Genomic DNA, 20,434 nt, shown 5'->3' with positions numbered 1-20,434 from the left:
GAGATGGCAAACGAAAACATGGCCAAACCGCTTGCCGGTCAGTCGCCGGACGATTCCGACGTGATGCTGCGCAAGACCGTCCGCAATCATATGCTCTTTGCGCTGTTCGTGGCGCTTCTGGTTGTCGGCGGTCTCGGCGGATGGGCAACCTTTGCGGAGATTTCCGGCGCAGTTGTCACCTCGGGCACCGTTGTTGTCGAAACGAATACCAAGCAGGTCCAGCACCGCGAAGGCGGTATCGTGCGAGAGATCAAGGTGAAGAACGGTGATATTGTCGAAGCCGGCGATCTTCTGATCAGTCTCGACGACACGGTGACACGTGCCAATCTTGCAGTCATCACGAAACAGCTGGCGGAGCTTACGGCCCAGGAATCCCGGCTGGAAGCTGAACGCGACGAGAAATCCACCATCGCCTGGCCGGAGGAACGGTCGTCCAATCTCGGCGACATCGAGCGCGGGCAGCAGATGCTGCTCGAAGCACGGCAGGCGTCGAAGGACGGGCGCAAGCAGCAGCTGGAAGAACAGATCCGGCAGTTCAACAAGCAGACCGAGGGGCTAGAGGCCCAGGTGACCGCCAAGGATTCGGAGATCGAACTTATCAAGGAAGAACTCGGGGATCTCGGCGGCCTTTTGGACAAGCAGCTTGTCGCCAAGAGCCGGGTGTCTGCTCTCCGGCGCGAAAAGGCTCGGCTCGAAGGCGAATATGGCGACCTGATCGCCCAGATCGCCCGCACCAGGGAAGCCATCAGCGAACGCAGGATCCAGATCCTGCAGATCGAGGAATCCTACCGGGCGGAAGTGCTTGAGAACCTGCAGGAAGTGCGGTCTCGCGTTGCCCAGCTGGAAGAACAGAAGATCGCAGCGGAAGACGAACTTACACGCGTCGATATTCTGGCGCCGCGTAGCGGTTTTGTGCACCAGCTTGCGGTTCACACCATCGGCGGGGTGATTTCACCTGGTGAAACCGTCTTGCAGATCGTCCCGCGCGAGGATCAGCTCATCGTAGAAACGCAGGTCCAGCCGGTCGATATCGACAAGATGTCGCAAGGGCAGCAGGCCCGGGTCCGGTTTCCGAGTTTCGATCAGAGAACCACGCCGGAGCTTAATGCTGAACTCCTGACTGTCTCCGCCGACCTGTCGACGGATGAGCGCACCGGCGTCAGCTACTACACCGCGCGCCTGGTGATCGACGACGACGAACTGGCAAAGCTCGGTGGCAAGGTTCTTGTGCCGGGCATGCCAGTCGAAGCCTTCCTGCAGACAGGCGACCGCACGGTGCTGAGCTATCTGATCAAGCCGATCGAGGATCAGATCGCACATGCCCTGCGCGAACGTTGAGATCGGCATAGGCGATAATTAGAGAACCAGGACCGGCACTTCGGCTCCTGCCTCAAGCGCCGGTGCATGCGGCGGGCGGACAATCAGCGCGCCTGATCTGGCCAGCAGGTTCAGCATGGAACTGTCCTGGCGGGAAAACGGCGTGACCAATGGCCTGCCTGCCGGTCCTTCGGAGAGGATTGCCCGGACATAGTCCTGGCGACGGTCATTTTCCCGAAGAGCCGCGCCAAGCAGCGCGGTCCTGGGGCCGGATTGCTCCGGCGGCTGGCCGAGCATGGTCTGCAGCAGAGGTTTCAGGAACAAGAGGCCGCAGACAAGACTGGAAACCGGATTGCCAGGCAGGCCTAGAACCTTGGTTTGTCCAAGTCGTCCCGCCATCAACGGCTTGCCAGGCCGCATCGCAATACGCCAGAAAGCGAGGTCCATGCCTTCCTTGCCGAGCACGTCCTGAACAAGGTCATGGTCGCCGACGGAAGCACCGCCGAGCGTCACCAGTATGTCGGCCCGTTCCTCTATGGCGCGGCGCACATGTTCGGCCAGCACCACGGGATCATCCGGGGAGATGCCAAGATCAAGCGGCTCACCGCCGCAATCCTCGACAAGGGCAGCAATGCCGGCGTGGTTGGAGGCAATGATCTGGTCAGGGCCGGGCTCGGTTCCGGGGCGCACCAGTTCGTCGCCGGTCGCCAGGATCGCGACCTTTGGACGCTTGATTACGGGAATGACCGCATGGTTCATCGCGGCCGCCAGTGCCAGATGGCGGTAGGCAAGCTTTAGGGGCGGTGCCAGCAGCTCTTCGCCTTTTGAAAAATCGAGACCGGCAGGCCTGACGAAAGCGCCTTTGGTCGGGTTCTCCAGTACGGTGATCCGTTCGCCGCCACGGTCGGCATCCTCCTGGATCAGGATCGTATCCGCGCCTTCCGGCACAGGCGCTCCGGTAAAGATCCTGACAGCCTCGCCGGGTCCGACCTGACCTTTAAAGCCGTGGCCGGCGGGCGCTTCGCCGATCACGGTGAGCGTTACGGCTTCCGGGCGAAGGTCCGCGTAACGGATGGCATAACCGTCCATGGCCGAAGCGGCAAAAGGCGGTTGGGTACAGGTGGAGGCAAGGGGCCTTGCCAGAAAACGGCCGTTGGCTTTCTCCAGGGCCACAAGTTCCGTTTCCAGCGGCGCGACACCGTCCAGAAGTTTCGCCAGGGCTTCCTCGACCGGCATCAGGCTCATCAGGTGCCGCCCAGGTTGCCGTCTTTGTCGAGCGTCCAGTGGCCAGACTTGCCGCCGGCCTTTTCGACAAGGCGGATGTTGCCGATGACCATGCCGCGATCGACGGCCTTGGCCATGTCGTAGATCGTCAGACATGCAAGCGAACAGGCGGTCAGGGCTTCCATCTCGACGCCGGTCTGACCGCTCACTTTTGTCGTTGCCGTCACGACCAACCCGGGCAGAACGTCATCAATCTCGATATCGACCGTGACTTTCGACAAAAGCAGCGGATGGCAAAGCGGGATTAGTTCGTGGGTCTTTTTCGCCGCCAGAATGCCGGCGATCCTGGCGGTGCCGATAACGTCGCCCTTTTTGGCATTGCCCGAGCGGATCAACTCCAACGTCTCGGCACGCATGACGACACTGCCTTGCGCGACCGCCACCCTGTGAGTGACGGCCTTCTCTGAGACGTCCACCATGTTGGCGGCTCCTGCCGCATCCAGATGGGTCAGTCGCGGATCCTGACCGCTCATGAGGGTTACACCGCCTTGGAAAGAGCAGGCCGGGCCAGCAGGTCCCGGGTTGCTGCGGCAACATCTTCCTGCCGCATCAGGCTTTCGCCGATAAGGAACGTGGAGATGCCGACCTTGTTCATGCGGGCAAGGTCAGCCGGCGTGAAGAGACCGGATTCCCCAACCGCAATCCGGTCCTGCGGGATCTGTGGTGCGAGTAGCTCGCTGGTCTCAAGCCGGGTTTCGAAGGTCTTCAAATTGCGGTTGTTGATACCGACAAGCGGGGACGTGAGGCTTAGCGCCCGCTCCAGTTCTTCCGCGTTGTGCACTTCCAGAAGAACGTCCATGCCAAGTTCGAAGGCCGTCTCTTCCAGCGCCTTTGCCGTCGCATCATTGACGGCAGCGAGAATGATCAGGATGCAGTCACCGCCCCAGGCACGTGCCTCGTAAACCTGGTAGGTGTCGTAGAGAAAGTCCTTGCGCAGTGCCGGCAGCGAGACGGCTGCCCGTGCCGCGCTCAGGAACTCCGGCTTGCCCTGGAAAGAAGGCGTGTCCGTGAGAACGGACAGGCATGCGGCACCGCCGGTCTCGTAGGCTTTGGCGAGCAACGGCGGGTCGAAATTTTCGCGGATCAGACCCTTGGAAGGGCTGGCCTTCTTGATTTCGGCAATGAGGGCATAGTCGCCCGCGGCGTGCTTTGCTTCCAGAGCCTTGCGGAACCCGCGTGGAACATCGACGTCCGGAAGCCGCGCCTTGAGTTCTGTCAGCGGCACTGCCGATTTGGCGGCCGCGATTTCCTCACGTTTGTAGGCTTCGATTTTCTGCAGGATATCGGCCATATTCTATCCGTTCGACACCGCGACGAGCTTTTCCAGTGTGTCAGCAGCAGAACCGCTGTCAATGCATTCTGCCGCCATGGCGGCGCCGTCCCTGAGGTTGGAGACCTTGTCGGCTACTATGAGCGACGCAGCCGCGTTGAACAGCACGATATCGCGATACGCATTCTTCGCGCCTGCGAGCACCGCGCGCAGCGCCGCCGCGTTCTCGGACGGTTGACCGCCCTTGAGCTGTGCCGCATCGCCAAGCGGAAGACCGGCATCCTCCGGCGAAATCTCGAAAGACCTGATAGTGCCGTCTTTCAGTTCGGCAACGGATGTCGGGCCCGTGGTGGTGATTTCGTCCATGCCGTCCGAACCATGAACGACCCAGGCTTTCTCAGATCCAAGTTCTTTGAGGGATTCTGCCAGCGGTTCAACCCATTTGCGGGCGAAAACGCCCACCATCTGTCTTTTGGCACCAGCCGGATTGGTCAGCGGGCCAAGGAGGTTGAAGATCGTCCGGGTGCCGAGCTCCATGCGCGTCGGCCCGACATGTTTCATGGCCGCATGATGGAGCGGGGCAAACATGAAGCCGATGCCGGCCTTCGCCAGGCATGTCGCAATCTGGTCGGGTCCGATGTCGATATTGACGCCAAGTTCGGCAAGGGCTTCGGCGGCACCCGACTTGGAAGACAGCGACCGGTTTCCGTGTTTGGCGACAGGAACGCCGCACCCGGCAACCACGATCGCGGTGCAAGTCGAGATATTGTAGCTGCCGGAATTGTCGCCGCCGGTGCCGACGATGTCCATGGCGTTGGCCGGAGCCTTCACCGGGATCATCTTCGAGCGCATGGTGGCAACCGCCCCGGTCACTTCGGCTATGGTCTCGCCGCGAACCCTGAGCGCCATCAGAAAACCACCGAGTTGGGACGGCGTGGCGGAACCGGACAGGATTACCTCGAAGGCCTCCCGTGCTTCCGCCGGGCTCAAGGCATGGCCGTCTGACACCTTGGCGATGAGGTCCTTGAAAGTGCTCATGGGATCAGTCCGCCTTCGTCGCTCAGTTGGTGTCCAGCCCGAGAACCCGGGCAACGGCCGCGTCGTTGATCCTGACGCCTTCCTTGGTCTCCCGGTCGGAAATGAACTGGCCGAGCAGGGTGTCCTGGATCTGCTGCGACAGCTGAGTACCGAGCGCCGTAACCTCCGGTGCATCTGCATTGAAGTCCGGGATGGTGGAATTGGTAACCTTCAGCACCAGCCGACCCTGGCCATCCGCCGTTTCGGTGACCGCAGCGGTGCCGACAGGACCGCTGAAGGCTGCCGAGACGGCTTCCCGGCCGAAGTCACCGGACGGCGTGTTGCGCTTCAGACCCGAGGCGATATTGATTTCCAGGCCGGTTTCCGCAGCCAGCGCAATAAAGGGCGTGCCGTTTTCAGCCTTCGCCAGCAGGTCCGCTGCCGTGTCGCTCAAGCGCTTGGAGAGTTCTTCCCTTTTCCAGGCCGTAATCACATCCGCGCGGACTTCATCCAGGGTGCGGTCCCGCGACGGGATCACCTTCGTCACGTCGTACCAGACGAACCCTTGCGTTCCCAGCTGAAGGACGTCGTTGACGATACCGATGTCGCTGTCGAAAGTTGCTTCGAGCAATCCTTCGGCTGCGGGGAGGGAGACCGAACCGCCGGCTTCTCCGTTTCCGGAAGCATCAAAGGCGGCAGGCGTCTCGAGGGGAAGCGAAAAGCGTTCGCTGACTTCGGAAAGCGTCGCGCCACCGGCGATCGCATCCTCGATTTCATCAAGGAGATCCAGGATTTCCCGCTCGGCCTGTTCGCGTGCCAGCTCCGTGACGATGGTTTCCCTGACCTCTTCAAACGGCTTGACGCTCTCGGGCAGGACTTCCTCCACATTGACGATCACCGTGGAAAAACGGCCGTCGACAGCGCCGCTGGTAGAACCGGCATCAAGCGAAAAGACTGCATCGCCAATGGCTTCGTCAAGGAAGTCCGCCTTGGTCATCACGCCAAGTGTGACGTCATTGCTGGTAAGGTTCCGATCGCTCATAAGGTCATCGAAAGTCTTTCCGCCGGCGAGTGCCGCAACCGCTTCGTCGGCAGCTTCCTTGGTCGAAAAAGACATCTGCCGCACCTGGCGGCGTTCGGGCTGAGAGAAGTCGTCCAGTCGTCGCTCGTAGTCGGCACGGGCGTCTTCCCCGGAAATGTCCTGAGGGCGGGCAAGAGCCTGCGGGGTCAAGGCGAGGTAGCTGATCTCACGGTATTCTGGCGCCCGGAAATCGGCCTTCTTGTCCTCGAAGAATGTGCTTAGAATGTCTGCCGCCGGATCTTCGATTTCACCGATATAGGCCGGTGTGACGACGAGGTAATCCGCGGACCGGGTTTCATTCTGATAGGCATCCAGTGCCTCCAGATAGGTTGCCGGTGCCTTCATGCTCCCGGCGATGCCTTCGGCAAGCTGGCCGCGTTCGGCCACCTTGCGGCGTTGGACAACAAAATCGTCTTCCCGATAGCCGTTCTGCTGCAGCACCGCCTGCAGGCGGTTCTTGTCGTACTGTCCGTTCGGACCACGGAAGGCGGGATCGGTCTGAATGATCTCGGCAAGACGTTCGTCGGAGACGCCGAGTTTGAGCGTCTTGGCGGTGCTGTTCATGGCAGCTTCCGCGATCAGCTTGCCAAGCGATTGCTGCGGAATGCCAAGCGCAGCGCCTTCGGACGGGGTCAGTTGCCGTCCGAACTGCTGTGCGAGCCGGCTCAGATCCTGACGGTAGGTACGGTCGAAATCGACGAGGGAGACTTCCGCTTCGCCGACGGAGGCGGCGGTATTCTGGCCGACACCGGTCAGGAACCCGCTGACGCCCCAGACGCCGAAGCTCATGATCAGCAAAGCCATAAACAATTTGGCAACCCATGTGCCGGCGCCCTTGCGCAGCGCGTCAAGCATGACGACTCCCGTCTTCTTCTTCTTTACCAGCAGCCGAATATGCCGGCCTGTTTCCATTCCGGCCCTGGCCGGAGCGGGCGGATCATAAAGACGCGGCGCCGCACCTGCAAGGCGGCCTTTTACAAACTTCGGACAGGATTTGGATTTTCCCGCTTTCACGACGATTGCAACGCTCAAAAGCTTCTGCTCTATAAGCGGCACAATTGAAACGCGCCGGGGAGACTGGGATAATGAGTGCAGCGATCAAGCCGTTGGTTGCCGGAAACTGGAAGATGAACGGCCTGAAGGCGAACCAGGCCGAATTCTACAAGATGATCGCCGGGATCTCCGGTGATCTTGCCGCGGCGGTCGACCCCATGATCTGTGCTCCCGCGACGCTGATCGCGGCGCTTGCCGAAAAGGCGGCCGGCGGCGCAATGGCAGTCGGCGGTCAGGATTGCCATGCCGCAAGCTCCGGTGCCCACACCGGCGATATCTCTGCGGAAATGCTGGCAGACGCCGGCGCGTCGGCTGTCATTGTCGGCCACTCCGAACGGCGTACGGATCACGGCGAGAGCGATGCCGATGTCAATGCAAAGGCACAGGCGGCCTGGCGTGCAGGCCTTGTAGCAATCGTTTGCGTCGGCGAAACGGAAGCAGAGCGCAAGGCCGGCGAAGCCGTTTCGGTGGTCGAGCGGCAGTTGAACGGCTCCGTCCCGGATGGCGCCACGGCGCAAAACACCGTGATCGCTTACGAGCCCGTCTGGGCAATCGGCACGGGCCTAACGCCGACCGCCGCTGACGTCGAAGAAATGCACAAGGCGATGCGCGACAATCTGGTGGCCCGGTTCGGGCAGGAAGGCGCCGCCATGCGGCTTCTTTACGGCGGTTCGGTCAAGCCGGCAAACGCCCGTGAACTGATGGCGGTCGCCAATGTCGACGGAGCTCTTGTCGGCGGTGCAAGCCTGAAAGCCGATGACTTCCTGGGCATCCTGGCCGCCTATTCCTGACAGGGGAACGCCCGGCTGTTACCCGATCCGGCGTCCAACCTGACCACAGGGGCTTGAAGCTTCTGTGACGAAGGCGCAATTGAAGGGTGGTAAGCTGGCGGCGTCTGGTGTAGAAGGCCGCCAATCTTGAATTCAATACAGAATGGCATTCGATGGAAACCGTAGTCATCGTAATCCACCTGATGGTCGTTTTGGCCCTGGTGCTTGTGGTCCTCTTGCAGCGCTCCGAAGGCGGTGCACTCGGTATCGGCGGTGGTGGCGGCGGCCTCATGTCCAGCCGGGGGACGGCAAACATTCTGACCCGCGCGACCGCTATCCTGGCGGTCGCCTTCTTCGCAACGTCTCTTGCGCTTAGCCTGATTGCCAAGAATCAGGATCGCCCGGGCTCCATTCTGGACGCGGTTCCGGCCGCAACCCAGAACGCACCGGCAACGACTGACGGAACCACTGAAGGTGGCTCTGGCGGTGTGCTTGATTCGCTGAAACAGCTGAACCAGGAGCCTGCAGGTCCGCAGGTCCCGGCTGCCCAGTAAGGCGGCCGAAGAGCCGGCCGGCTCCTTCATCCGACATATGCCCTGCGGCGCCAATCGCAGGGCATTTTTATGTGTTGAGAACGCAACTCCCGAGTGGCCAAGCCGCCCTCGGCAAGGATATGGTATTGATCCATGGCGCGATATATTTTCATCACTGGCGGCGTGGTTTCCTCGCTTGGTAAAGGTCTTGCTTCCGCGGCACTGGGCGCTCTGCTCCAGGCCCGCGGCTATAAGGTCCGCCTCCGCAAACTCGATCCGTACCTCAACGTCGACCCGGGCACCATGAGCCCGTATCAGCACGGCGAGTGCTTCGTCACCGATGACGGGGCTGAAACGGATCTCGATCTCGGTCACTACGAACGCTTCACAGGGCGGCCTGCCAACCAGCAGGACAACATCACCACCGGCCGGATCTACCAGGACATCATCGCCAAGGAACGGCGCGGCGATTATCTCGGCGGCACCGTCCAGGTCATTCCGCACGTCACCGACGCGATCAAGAATTTCGTCGTCACCGGCAACGAGGACTATGACTTTGTGCTGGTCGAAATCGGCGGCACGGTCGGCGACATCGAGGGCCTGCCGTTCTTCGAGGCGATCCGGCAACTCGGCAACGATCTGCCGCGCGGCGATGCGGTCTATGTGCATCTGACGCTGATGCCCTATATCCCGAGCGCCGGCGAGATGAAGACCAAGCCGACACAGCACTCGGTGAAGGAGCTGCGGTCCATCGGCATCCAGCCCGACATCCTGATGATCCGCTGCGACCGGCCGATCCCGGAGACCGAGCGCCGCAAGCTGTCGCTGTTCTGTAACGTGCGTGAGAGCGCGGTCATCCCGGCCTATGACGTCAAGTCGATCTACGACGTGCCGATCGCCTATCACAAGGAAGGCCTTGACGACGAGGTTCTGGCGGCTTTCGGCATCAAGGGCGCGCCGGCGCCGGTCCTTGACCGCTGGCAGGGCATTTCAAGCGCCATTGCCAATCCGGAAGGCAATGTGAAGATCGCCATCGTCGGCAAGTACACGGTGCTGAAGGACGCTTACAAGTCGCTCATCGAGGCGCTCGTTCACGGCGGAATCGCCAACCGGGTCAAGGTCGATCTGGAATGGATCGAGTCGGAAACCTTCGAAAAGGAAGATCCGAGCCCCTATCTGGAAGGCGTGCACGGCATTCTTGTGCCAGGTGGCTTCGGCGAGCGCGGTGCGGAAGGCAAGATTGCCGCCGCTCATTTTGCCCGCACGCACGACATTCCCTATTTCGGCATCTGCTTCGGCATGCAGATGGCCGTAATCGAGGCTGCCCGCAATCTTGCAGGCATTGCGGAAGCCAACTCGACCGAATTCGGTCCGGCGAAGGAGCCGGTCGTCGGTCTGATGACCGAGTGGACCAAGGGCAACGCCCGCGAAACCCGCGATGCAGACGGTGACCTTGGTGGCACCATGCGTCTTGGTGCCTATCCGGCAGCTCTCAAGGCGGGGTCCAAGATTGCCGAGATCTACGGCGAGACCAGCATCTCCGAGCGGCACCGTCACCGTTATGAAGTCAATATCGGTTACCGGGATCAGCTTGAAAATTGCGGCCTGATCTTTGCCGGAACCTCTCCTGACGGCGTCCTGCCGGAAACGGTCGAGATTGCGGACCATCCCTGGTTCGTGGGCGTACAGTACCACCCGGAACTGAAGTCCCGGCCGTTCGATCCGCACCCGCTGTTCGCCTCCTTCATCGGTGCGGCCGTCCAGCAGAGCCGTCTGGTCTGACGGGCGTACCGGAAAGGGCAGGGCGATGCTGCGCGGTCTCGATCATCTCGTCGTTGCGGTAAAGGATCTGGAGGCCGCAGGCGAAGCCTGGCGCGCACTTGGCTTTACCGTGACACCGGAAAACCGCCATTCCTGGGGCACGGCCAACCGGCTGGTCCAGCTGGATGGGTTCTTCGTTGAGATCCTCACGGTTGCCGATCCGGCGCTCATCGTGGAACCGACGGGCAGTGCCTTTTCCTTCGGGGCATTCAACCGGGATTTCCTGGCAGAGCGGGAAGGGGCCAGCATGCTGGTTCTGGACAGCACGGATGCCGGACGGGACCGCGAAGATTTCCGCAAGGCGGGCCTGGCGATTTTCGATCCGTTCTCCTTCGAACGGGTTGCCAATCTCGCCGACGGTTCAAAGGTCAAGGTTGCCTTCGACCTGACCTTCGCAAGCGATCCGCATGCGCCCGGCATCGGTTATTTCACCTGCCATAACAGGTATCCGGAAAACTTCTGGAAGGAAGCTTTCCAGACCCACGGCAATGGCGCTGTCAGCGTCAAGGGGATCTATCTTCTGGCGAACGATCCCTCGGATCACCACGAATTTCTTGGCGCTTTCGCGGGGCAACGGGAGATGCGGGCAACCAGCCTCGGATTGGAGCTGCAGACAGCACGCGGTCAGATCTCCGTATTGACGCCGTCGGCCTATGAACTGCTCGTCGGCCGGAAGGCGGCGGAAAGCGTCACCGGCGATCTGCCGCAAATCGTCGCCCTGGAAGTTGCCTGCAAGGGACGCAACGAACGCACGGTCATCCCCTCAAAGGATCTCTTCGGACTTACCTTGATTCTGTCTCCTGCCGACTGATTGGCAGCGAACCTGCTACGCCACGTTTGGTGGTGCATTCAACCTTCCTTCACGGCACGAAATCTGACCAATTCTTCGCGGTGCAGTTGCTGTCGGTCAGGCAATAATCTCTTGTTGAATCAAACAGTCCTTCTATAGTGAACTCCAACCAAGCGCCTTTGCCTGCCGCTCGGACTGCGGAGTTTCCGAATGACCTTTTTGCGTTTCGCTTCTTTCCCCCGTTCCATTGCACTAGCCGCTGTCGCTTCGGCCTTTCTTGCCGGTTGCTCTGACGATTCGAAACAGGCCGCTGCCCCCGTTGCTCCGCCCCCTTCCGTCACCGTTGCAAAGATCGTCAGTCAGGACATCAGGCAGAGTGCGCGTTTCGTGGGGCAGGTCGCCGCGATCGATCAGGTTGATCTGATTGCCCGTGTCAGCGGCTTCCTGGAAAAGAAGGCCGTTGCGGACGGTTCGGTGGTCAAGAAGGGCGATCTGCTGTTCACGATTGAAAAGTCCCAGTACGAGGCTGCGCTTGCCAAGGCCAAGGCGGATCTCGCGAGTGCACAGGCCGATGCGGCATTGAAGAGCGCCGACGAAAAGCGCGACCGCGACCTCAGGGACAAGGGGCACCTGTCGGAAGCTGCCTATGAGGCAACCCTTGCACAGAAGCAGCAGGCCGAAGCCTCGGTCCAGGCAGCGCAGGCAACGCTCCAGGATGCCGAACTCAATCTCAGCTATACGGATGTTTCCGCGCCTTTCGACGGTCAGCTTGGCAAGACGACCTATAGCGTCGGCGAAGTCGTCGGACCTTCCGCCAGCGCGCTTGCCAGTCTCCTCAGCCTCGCGCCCGTCTATGTGAATTTCTCCGTGAGCGAGGCGCAGTATCTGAATGCGGTCAAGACGCACGGCATCAATGCCTCCGACATCAAGCCGGATGAATCTCCGGATCTCAGTCTGGTTCTGCCGAACGGCGAGAGCTACGGGGAAAAGGGCAAGATCGTCTTCATCGACAACCAGGTGGATACGGCAACGGGCACGATTTCCTTCCGTGGACAGTTCGACAACAAGGACATCCGTCTGATCGCCGGTACCTACGTGACCATCGTGCTGGAAGCACCCAAGTCCGAGACCGCACTGGTCGTGCCGCAAGCCGCCATCCAGCGGGACCAGGAGGGAGCTTTTGCACTTGCCATCACCGCCGACAAGAAGGTGGAGCAACGCTACGTTGATCTCGGCCAGCAGGTGGAGACGAATTTTGTCGTCACCAAGGGTCTGAAGGATGGGGATGAGGTGATCGTCGAAGGGCTGCAGAAAGTGCGGCCCGGTGTCGAGGTCAACCCGGTCCTTGCCTCCAAGCCGGCGGAGCAGAGCTAGATGTTTTCACGCTTCTTTATCTACCGGCCGAAATTCGCGCTGGTCATTTCCATCGTGATCACGATTGCCGGTGTACTTGGATACCTGGCGCTGCCCGTCGAGCAGTTCCCCAATATCACGCCGCCGGTGGTCAACGTTTCCGCGACCTATACCGGTGCAAATGCCGAGGTGCTGGAAGAAACCGTTGCTGCGCCCATCGAAGGGCAGGTCAACGGCGTCGACGACATGATCTACATGCAGTCGACCAGCAACGACAGCGGCAACTATTCGCTCAACGTCACCTTCGCAGTCGGCACGGATCCCGATATTGCGACGGTCAACACACAGAACCGCGTCAGCCAGGCGACAAGCCAACTGCCAAGTGATGTGACCAACAACGGCGTCACCGTGCAGAAGGCCAGCACCAACATGCTGCTGGTGGTCACGCTCTATTCGCCTAACGGCACCTATGATCCGGTGTTCCTGTCCAACTATGCGTCGATCAACCTGAAGGATTCCCTGGCGCGTGTTCAGGGCGTCGGCCGGGCCGATGTGATGACCGACTTCTCCTACGGGATGCGCATCTGGCTGGATCCGGACAGGCTGACAAGCCTCGGAATGACGCCCACCGATTTCATCACTGCGGTGCGGGACCAGAACATCCAGGTGGCCGCCGGCCAGATCGGTGCGCCGCCGGTGCCGGACGGACAGCAGTTTCAGTACACCATCAAGGCCAAGGGCCGTCTGGCATCGCCGCAGGAGTTCGAGCAGATCATTCTGCGGACGGGCGCCGATGGCGCGGTGGTGAAAATCGGCGATGTTGCCCGCGTGGAACTCGGCGCTCAGGTCTACAATGCTTCCGGTGAATTCAACGGCAAGCCGGCGACCGTTCTTGCCATCTATCAGGCTCCCGGCGCGAATGCGCTTCAGGTTGCCGAAAACGTGCTGAAGCGCCTCGACAGCCTTGCCGTGAATTTTCCGCCGGATATGGAATATGGCGTTCCGTTCAACACCACGGACTTCGTTCAGGCGTCGCTCGATGATGTGATTGCCACCCTGTTCCTGACCTTCCTGCTCGTCGTTTCCGTCGTGTTCGTCTTTCTCGGCAACTGGCGAGCGACCATCATTCCGACCGTTGCCATCCCAGTGTCGCTGATCGGCACCTTCGCGGTGCTGCTGGCACTCGGCATGACGCTCAACACCATCTCGCTGTTCGCGCTCGTGCTGGCGATCGGTATCGTTGTGGACGATGCCATCGTCGTGGTCGAGAACGTGGAACGAATCATTTCCGACGAGGGCCTGTCGCCCAAGGAAGCCACTACCAAGGCGATGGAGCAGATCACCAGTCCGGTGATTGCGACGACCCTTGTTCTGCTGGCCGTGTTCGTTCCGACGATCTTCATGCCCGGCATTACCGGCCGCCTCTATTCCCAGTTTGCAGTGACCATCTCCGTCTCTGTCTTGATCTCCTCGATCAACGCGCTGACGCTGTCCCCGGCGCTTTGCGGACTGATCCTGAAAGCACGCTCCGGTCCGCCGCGCGGCATCATGGGCCTGTTCGACAAGGGAATTACGTCCGTACGCAACGGTTACACGGCGATCGTCCGCCGGCTGGTGCGCGTGGCCGTGATGGCTTTGGTGGTGGTTGCGGGCGCAGTCGCGCTCATCGTGGTGCTCGGTGGCTCCCTGCCGCAGGGCTTCCTGCCGTCGGAAGATCAGGGCTACCTGATGGTCGATGTGCAGCTTCCCGATGGCGCCGCACTGCAGCGAACCGAGGATGTCACCAAGCGTGTCGTCGAGTTGGCTTCCAACACGGCGGGTGTCGACAGTGTCGTCATCGTCAACGGCTACTCCATCCTGAACGGTGCGACGTCGTCCAATGCGGCGCTCGTCATCGCAACCATGAAGAACTGGAAGGACCGCCAGGCGCCTGACCTGCGCATCAATGCGATCCTGGCCAAGTTCTGGGCCCAGTTCTCCACCATTCCCGGTGCGAACATCATCGCCTTCAATCCGCCGCCCATCCCGGGTCTCGGCACCACAGGCGGTGTGCAGGTGATGCTGCAGCAGACGGGCGGCGGGTCGCCGCAGGATCTGGCATCCGCTGTTGGTTCGCTCGTCTATTCGGCAAACCAGAGCCCCGATGTCGGCCGCGCCTACTCGACGTTTCGCGCCAACGTGCCCCAGGTCTTCGTCGATCTCGACCGCGAGAAAGCCAAGACACTGGGTATCAATGTCTCCGACGTCTTCACGACGCTGCAGGCCTATCTCGGGTCCTACTACATCAACGACTTCAACATTTTCGGCCGGGTCTACAAGGTCATGATCCAGGCTGAGGGCAAGTTCCGCGATCGCGTGGAGGATATCGGCGCGCTCTATGTGCGTACGATCGATGGCACCATGGTGCCGATGCGCAGCATTCTGACCACCCAGAACGTGCTCGGACCGCAGATCCTGACCCGCTACAACATGTTCCGGGCAGCCGCTGTCATGGCCGACCCTGCGCCGGGGGCGTCGACAGGTGCAGTCATCAACGAGGTCAATGCAGCCGGCGTGCAGGCACTTCCGGACGGGTATGCGCTGGAATGGACCGGTACGGCTCTGCAGCAGCTCGGCTCCGGCCAGGTCGTCCTTTTCATCCTGCTATTGTCGATCCTCTTCACCTATCTCTTCCTTGTCGCCCAGTATGAAAGCTGGACGATGCCGGTCGCGATCCTGATGTCGGTTTCCTTCGCGCTTCTAGGTGCGCTCGTCGCCGTGTTCGCAACCGGAGGCGACGTCAATCTCTATACGCAGATCGGCATGATCATGCTGGTCGGCATGGGGGCGAAGAATGCCATCCTGATCGTCGAGTTTGCGATGGAACAGCGGGCGGACGGCAAGTCGATCAGGGACGCCGCTGTGGAAGCCGCGCACTTGCGTTTCCGTGCGGTGATGATGACGGCGCTGTCGTTCCTGCTGGGCGTGGTGCCGCTCATGACTGCGTCGAGTGCGGGGGCCGCCAGCCAGAAAGCCATCGGCTTCGCCGTCTTCGGCGGCATGCTCTTTGCCACCTGCATCGGCGTGCTGATGATCCCAATTCTGTATGTGTGCCTCCAATCCATGCGCGAGACCGTCAAGGGCTGGTTCGGCGGCAAGGGACACGAGGTGAGCGAAGCACCGGCAGGTTAAGCCCGAGCGCCAGACCGAACCGAACCCCGGTTTCTTTCCCAACACAGTCGGGAAAGTGCCGGGGTTTGCTTTTTCAGCCAGTGGCGCTCAACCGACTCTTTTCCCTGAAAGTTTGCGCCGGAGTGTCCTGTCATGTGTGCTGCTTCAAGCGAATGCCGTAAAGGAGTTTTCGGCTGGAGGTGCACCTCCCGATGAGCCTGGGCGCGCGCATGCCGGCCACTGCGCAAAACCGGCACATTTAGCTCCCTCGAAACTACCGGCCAAATAGTTGCGGTCACGATATTCTTGCGATTGAAAACCCGGCGATTGTTTGCGATCTGCCTTAACGGAAGTTTTTCACCAGGCGACGAACGGTCAGGACAAGTGTCCCTGCATTCATGTGTCCGTCGTGTTCATCGACTACTTTTGAGGGTATGACGATTGCTGGCTGGAAACAGGAAAAGTAAAACTCTCCTGCCTCACCAACAGAGTGCACAAATATGTGTGTTTCTGGATAAGTCGTTGAAAAGATTGGTGAGCCGACAGGGGCTCGAACCCTGGACCTACTGATTAAAAGTCAGTTGCTCTACCAACTGAGCTATCGGCTCTCACCAAATCTCCAGCGCTGGCCGGCACGTTGTGAACGCGCCACCGCGTTGGTGGCGTGTGTTTAGGCCGACAGGGAGGACAATGCAAGAGGCAAATTCGACTTTTTCAACAGGCTGCCGGAAAACAGTGTTGTTGCGTACTGATCCTTGACTAGGAAGGAGCACAGGCAACGTTTTCACGCTTATAATGGGTATTACTCTAAATAATATATAGTGGCGGGGAAGTAATACAAAAGTCAGACTGTTATATTATCCTGAATGCTAATTTCGAAGATTCATTTTTAAGAAAATAACGATCATTCTCCTGCAAAAACTGTCAGGTAGCGCAATAAAGCTTTGTGTTGTAACGTTATCATGCACATGAGAGGTTACATGCAGACAACCACAGTCGACACCCATACGAACTCCGTCGAGTTCGATTTCGTGAAGGGGCACATCGCGGCGACGATGACCCTGATTCACGGCCTGATTGACCAGGGACTGATCGACCGGGAACGGCTCGATTTGTTTTTTGCATCCTTCATCGGGGATCTGCCGCATAGCCGGGAAACGCTCGGACTGCGTCTCATTCTCGATCAATGGCGGCAAGGGCTCCGGGATGGCGAAGCCGAAGAAGAGCTCAAGGGAAAGCTCTTCGAAGTGATACGCGGAGGCCGCATCACCTGAACTATCTGGATATGGCCGGCCCGGGGGATGGGGCCGGAGCATATTCCATGGTTTGAGAAATGGCGCGGCAGCGCCTTTTTTGATTCATGGCGGGGTGCTGCCAATTTCTTCTCGCCAATTGCCTTTGCATTTTTGCTGAATCATTCGCCACGGGTTGCAACACAGCTCCCGCGCCAACCAGTTCTGGTCTTCTCTGGATACGTTTGTTATCCCTTGATGCGTCGAATTTTCGGACATAGCGGGAGAGCCCGGTTACCTGTTGAAGGAGAGCGTGTCATCGTGAGCAAGACACTGATGCAGAAGAGCGATTCCGGAGCAGGTCGCCAAAGGAGCTTTCCGGGTTCTGGCGAGAAGCTCTCTCTTGTCCTGAAACGGGCGGGGAGCTTGTTGTTTCTCCTGGCATGTATGTCTTGTGGTGTACCGGCACTGGGTCATGCCGACGAGCAATCCTTTATCACGATCGGGACAGGTGGTGTGACTGGCGTCTACTACCCGTCGGGCGGTGCAACCTGCAAAATCGTCAATCTCGGCCGCGCCGAACATGGTGTGCGCTGTTCCGTGGAAACCACACTTGGCTCGATCGATAATCTGGAGAAGATCCGGTCCGGCGAGATCGACTTTGGCTATGTGCAGTCCGACTGGCAATATCACGCCTATAACGGCACCTCCCGGTTTCAGGACATCGAGCCGTTCGACGAGCTACGTTCCATCTTTGCCCTGCATGCCGAAGTCGCAACCGTGGTTGTTCGAACGGAAGCGCCCTTCGAAAATTTCGACGACCTCAAGGGGGCACGCATCAATATTGGCGGCAAGGGATCAGGCTCTGCTGCATCCTGGCGCGCCTTGAGCGATCGTCTCGGCTGGACGGAGGCCGATCAGGCGGCCTTGTCGGACCTGAAGACGTCGGAACTCGCCGAAGCGCTGTGTTCCGGGGCGATCGACGGGTATTTCGAACTTATCGGCCAGCCGGCGGCCTTGATTGAAGAAACGCAGGCACGGTGTGACATACGCCTCCTCGGGATCGAGGGGGAGGCGGTCGACGCGCTGATGCAGGAAACGCCCTATTACATGCATGCTAGCATTCCTGCCGGTCTTTACGGGCTGAGGGAACCCGTTGAGTCCTTTGGCGTCGTCGCGACCTTCGTTACCTCCGCAAGGATGCCGGATGCCATTGTCCGGACGCTGGTGGAGGCCGTTTTCGACAATTTCGACAGCTTTAGGCGGCTCCATCCCGCTCTCGGTAACCTCCAGTCTGGTGACCTCGTCGGATACCAGATGGCGGCTCCGCTACATCCTGGCGCATTGACCTTCTTTGAGGAAAAGGGTTTGGATCCTGCAACCGGGTCCAACGGCAGAGACTGACCCGCACCGGTGTATCGGGCCGGAAGAGCTGCGACCCGGCGAATGGACTTTAAGCGCAGCGATCGAACCTCTCCAAAAGGTGAGCGGCATTTGTCTTTGGTCCTGGCCGCAACCGGACTAAACAGGGCGCTGCCATTCTGATCTGACGACCCGAATTGACTGTCTGAAAAACCGGAAAGTTAAATGATCCAGGAAGTGACTATCGTTGGCGCCGCATTCGCCGGGGTACTGTCTTTCGTTTCGCCCTGCGTGCTGCCGCTTGTGCCGCCTTATCTCGGCTTCCTTGCGGGGGTGTCGCTGGAACAGCTCAGCGGAACCGAAGAGGACAACAACGCGGTGACGACCAGGGTCTTTTTCAGCGCCCTGTTTTTTGTTTTCGGCTTTTCGACGGTCTTCGTGCTGCTCGGCGCAACCGCAAGTGTGCTCGGCCAGGTCCTGAGGGAATATCTCGACATTCTCGGTTATCTCGCCGGGGCGGCGATCATCGTCATGGGCCTGCACTTTCTCGGCGTATTCCGAATCGGATTTCTCTACCGGGAGGCCCGTGTGCACGTGGAGAAGAAGCCCGCGGGCCCGTTCGGCGCCTACCTGATCGGACTTGCCTTCGGTTTCGGCTGGACGCCCTGCATCGGTCCGATCCTTTCGGCAATCTTTGCAGTTGCAGCCACCAAGGACACTGTCGGGCAGGGGGCCGTCCTCCTGAGCGCCTATGCCGTCGGTCTGGGCATTCCGTTTTTGCTGGCGGCCCTTTTCGCAGGGCCCTTCCTGTCCTTCATGAAACGTTTCCGCCGGCATATGGGTGCCGTGGAAAAGACCATGGGCGGTGTGCTGGTGCTGACCGGCATCCTCTTCCTGACAGGGCAGATCGCTGTCGTGTCCTATTGGCTTCTGGAGACGTTTCCGGGACTGCAGACCATCGGTTAGACTGCGAGCGCATCTGTGCGGGTTTTTTCCAGGATTCAGAACGCGGTGTCTCTGAAATCCGCCGCGGTAACCAGCGGATCGCCGGCATAAAGTGCCGGATGACAGAGTTCGGTAACATCAAGAAGCTGGAGGCAGGCAACTGCGGCATCGGCTGCATTTGCAAAAGGTCCAACCATCAGGGCAATGCCGTTTTCCGCGCCGGAGCGCTGCATCAGCAGCGGCTGCAGGTCGCGCATGCGTTCGACATTCTGGTTCTTGAAATCTGCCCAGGCCTTGGCCGCCGCAGCTGTTGACGTGTAATGGCCGATGATGGCGCCGAAATCACTGCGCTTCAGCTGCCTGTCACCGCCGCCACGCAGCCGCCCTGCAGGGCTGGACGGTGTAACAACTGCCGGCCGCTGGCTTGCCTCGGTTGGTGTCGGCTCGAAGTTGCCGGGGATCGTATCGGCAGCGGTCGCAGGGATGGATCCGGTTGCCAGGGGGATGCCGGCTGCTTCAGGAAGGACGACAGGCGGCAGCGCAACCTGCGCCTGGTTCACCTCGGCAATGTTCGCTTTGGGTACTTCCCTTTGCGACAGGGCCACGATCCGGACAGGGTCATTCGGATTTAGATCGGCTGCAGACGTCGCGGCAACTGTATCCCGGTGAAGATTGATCAGCCGGGGAGGAACTTGCGGCATTACGGGTGCCGACGAAACGGTCGACTTTGGCTTGGGCAGTGTAAAAACGGCCGAATGGTCCTGCGACTTTGGCGGTGTCCCGGTTGGCCCGGAAGTGTCCGGTTCAATCGGCGGCTCCGGCATGGCAGGAGACGGCGGCGTCCTGGTAATGACAACCCCGGCGCCAGGTTCGGCAGCGGCCTCGGGCTCGGCCGCCGGCCGGCCCGATGAGGAAAGTTTGGTCAGTGCGACCTCTTTCTCAAGGGCAGCAATCCGGCGCGAATAGGCCAGGTTCTGTTCCGACAATGCGCTGAGGCGGCGCCGTAGCCCGACGAGTTCCTTCTGCAGGACTTCAATCTGGCTTTGACTGAGATCGGCTTCAAAGCCTTCGCCGTCAGCTTCCGGCAGCCGCATCACTTCCACCGGAACACCACGGCCGGATCCCGTGGAAATCGAGGCCGTGGTTTCGACGCCGCCGGCTGGCGGCAGGAGCAAGCCAGCAGATCCGGGGCCAGGAGGCGTAAAGCCACGATCCGTATTCCCGAATTGATAGGACGCAAGACCGACGGTGCCCATGAGGACAGCGGCAAACGCCCAGGAAAGAATCCCGACACGCGACGGCGTGAAGGTCTCCCGGACGAGCTCCCGAACTGGTTTTTGCGCCTTCTTCTTTGGCAAACGGAACGATTCCCGAACCTGACTGCGAATCTGACGAACGATACCCTATCAGGGGCAGATTATGGTTAATGAAACGCAAACCGGAACGCTTCCGCAGT

The 20,434-nt window shown here is 60.1% G+C and carries 16 protein-coding genes and 1 tRNA gene; 10 read left to right on the top strand and 7 right to left on the bottom strand.

Annotation, left to right across the window (positions count from 1 at the left end; genetic code table 11):
* Positions 1-3 precede the first annotated feature (3 nt).
* On the top strand, positions 4-1,338 hold the full coding sequence (locus ACX3M4_RS04545; protein WP_459357405.1) for an HlyD family type I secretion periplasmic adaptor subunit: 1,335 nt from the start codon (positions 4-6) through the stop codon (positions 1,336-1,338).
* Positions 1,339-1,356: 18 nt separating this feature from the next.
* On the opposite strand, the gene ACX3M4_RS04540 is transcribed toward ACX3M4_RS04545, so the two are convergent.
* The 5 genes from ACX3M4_RS04540 to ACX3M4_RS04520 are packed head-to-tail and all read right to left on the bottom strand — an operon-like array spanning position 1,357 to position 6,824.
* Complete coding sequence (locus tag ACX3M4_RS04540; RefSeq protein WP_459357404.1) at positions 1,357-2,562, bottom strand: molybdopterin molybdotransferase MoeA; 1,206 nt, start codon at positions 2,560-2,562, stop codon at positions 1,357-1,359.
* Positions 2,562-3,074 (bottom strand): cyclic pyranopterin monophosphate synthase MoaC, encoded by a 513-nt coding sequence (gene moaC, locus ACX3M4_RS04535; RefSeq protein ID WP_459357403.1) that lies wholly within the window; start codon positions 3,072-3,074, stop codon positions 2,562-2,564. The genes ACX3M4_RS04540 and moaC overlap by 1 nt, the downstream gene beginning before the upstream one ends.
* A gap of 5 nt (positions 3,075-3,079) precedes the next feature.
* Positions 3,080-3,892 (bottom strand): indole-3-glycerol phosphate synthase TrpC, encoded by an 813-nt coding sequence (gene trpC / locus ACX3M4_RS04530; protein WP_459357402.1) that lies wholly within the window; start codon positions 3,890-3,892, stop codon positions 3,080-3,082.
* 3 nt (positions 3,893-3,895) lie between these two features.
* Positions 3,896-4,909 (bottom strand): anthranilate phosphoribosyltransferase, encoded by a 1,014-nt coding sequence (gene trpD, locus ACX3M4_RS04525; protein WP_459357401.1) that lies wholly within the window; start codon positions 4,907-4,909, stop codon positions 3,896-3,898.
* 22 nt (positions 4,910-4,931) lie between these two features.
* Positions 4,932-6,824 carry a SurA N-terminal domain-containing protein gene (locus tag ACX3M4_RS04520; protein WP_459357400.1) on the bottom strand — a complete coding sequence of 631 codons (1,893 nt, stop codon included), beginning with the start codon at positions 6,822-6,824 and terminating at the stop codon, positions 4,932-4,934.
* Positions 6,825-7,054: 230 nt separating this feature from the next.
* Between ACX3M4_RS04520 and tpiA the strand changes: the two genes are divergently transcribed.
* The 6 genes from tpiA to ACX3M4_RS04490 all read left to right on the top strand — a co-directional run bounded on the left by tpiA (position 7,055) and on the right by ACX3M4_RS04490 (position 15,460).
* Complete coding sequence (gene tpiA, locus ACX3M4_RS04515) at positions 7,055-7,813, top strand: triose-phosphate isomerase (RefSeq protein WP_459357399.1); 759 nt, start codon at positions 7,055-7,057, stop codon at positions 7,811-7,813.
* A 152-nt stretch (positions 7,814-7,965) separates the two neighbouring features.
* Positions 7,966-8,346, top strand: a complete 381-nt coding sequence (gene secG, locus ACX3M4_RS04510) for a preprotein translocase subunit SecG (protein WP_459357398.1) — start codon at positions 7,966-7,968, stop codon at positions 8,344-8,346.
* Positions 8,347-8,478: 132 nt separating this feature from the next.
* Positions 8,479-10,107: a CTP synthase gene (locus ACX3M4_RS04505; RefSeq protein ID WP_459357397.1), complete on the top strand. Its 1,629-nt coding sequence runs from the start codon at positions 8,479-8,481 to the stop codon at positions 10,105-10,107.
* A gap of 25 nt (positions 10,108-10,132) precedes the next feature.
* The gene (locus tag ACX3M4_RS04500; protein ID WP_459357396.1) at positions 10,133-10,957 is read left to right on the top strand and encodes a VOC family protein; all 825 of its coding nucleotides are present in this window, start codon (positions 10,133-10,135) and stop codon (positions 10,955-10,957) included.
* 189 nt (positions 10,958-11,146) lie between these two features.
* Positions 11,147-12,310 carry an efflux RND transporter periplasmic adaptor subunit gene (locus tag ACX3M4_RS04495; protein WP_459357395.1) on the top strand — a complete coding sequence of 388 codons (1,164 nt, stop codon included), beginning with the start codon at positions 11,147-11,149 and terminating at the stop codon, positions 12,308-12,310.
* Positions 12,311-15,460 (top strand): efflux RND transporter permease subunit, encoded by a 3,150-nt coding sequence (locus ACX3M4_RS04490; RefSeq protein ID WP_459357394.1) that lies wholly within the window; start codon positions 12,311-12,313, stop codon positions 15,458-15,460.
* 511 nt (positions 15,461-15,971) lie between these two features.
* Here ACX3M4_RS04490 and ACX3M4_RS04485 read toward each other — a convergent pair.
* Positions 15,972-16,047 (bottom strand) — tRNA-Lys (locus ACX3M4_RS04485).
* A gap of 372 nt (positions 16,048-16,419) precedes the next feature.
* Between ACX3M4_RS04485 and ACX3M4_RS04480 the strand changes: the two genes are divergently transcribed.
* The 3 genes from ACX3M4_RS04480 (at position 16,420) to ACX3M4_RS04470 (ending at position 18,999) form a co-directional block, all read left to right on the top strand.
* Positions 16,420-16,713, top strand: a complete 294-nt coding sequence (locus ACX3M4_RS04480) for a hypothetical protein (RefSeq protein WP_459357393.1) — start codon at positions 16,420-16,422, stop codon at positions 16,711-16,713.
* A 366-nt stretch (positions 16,714-17,079) separates the two neighbouring features.
* A complete protein-coding gene (locus tag ACX3M4_RS04475; protein ID WP_459359366.1) occupies positions 17,080-18,075 on the top strand; it encodes a TAXI family TRAP transporter solute-binding subunit in 996 nt (331 codons plus the stop codon).
* 183 nt (positions 18,076-18,258) lie between these two features.
* Positions 18,259-18,999 (top strand): cytochrome c biogenesis CcdA family protein, encoded by a 741-nt coding sequence (locus tag ACX3M4_RS04470; RefSeq protein WP_459357392.1) that lies wholly within the window; start codon positions 18,259-18,261, stop codon positions 18,997-18,999.
* 35 nt (positions 19,000-19,034) lie between these two features.
* On the opposite strand, the gene ACX3M4_RS04465 is transcribed toward ACX3M4_RS04470, so the two are convergent.
* Entirely contained in the window at positions 19,035-20,336 is a 1,302-nt protein-coding gene (locus ACX3M4_RS04465) for a hypothetical protein (RefSeq protein WP_459357391.1), read from the bottom strand.
* Between the last annotated feature and the right edge of the window lie 98 nt (positions 20,337-20,434).

It is taken from the genome of Roseibium sp. M-1 (assembly GCF_054515675.1).
This window is presented reverse-complemented; position numbering and strand designations above follow the sequence as displayed.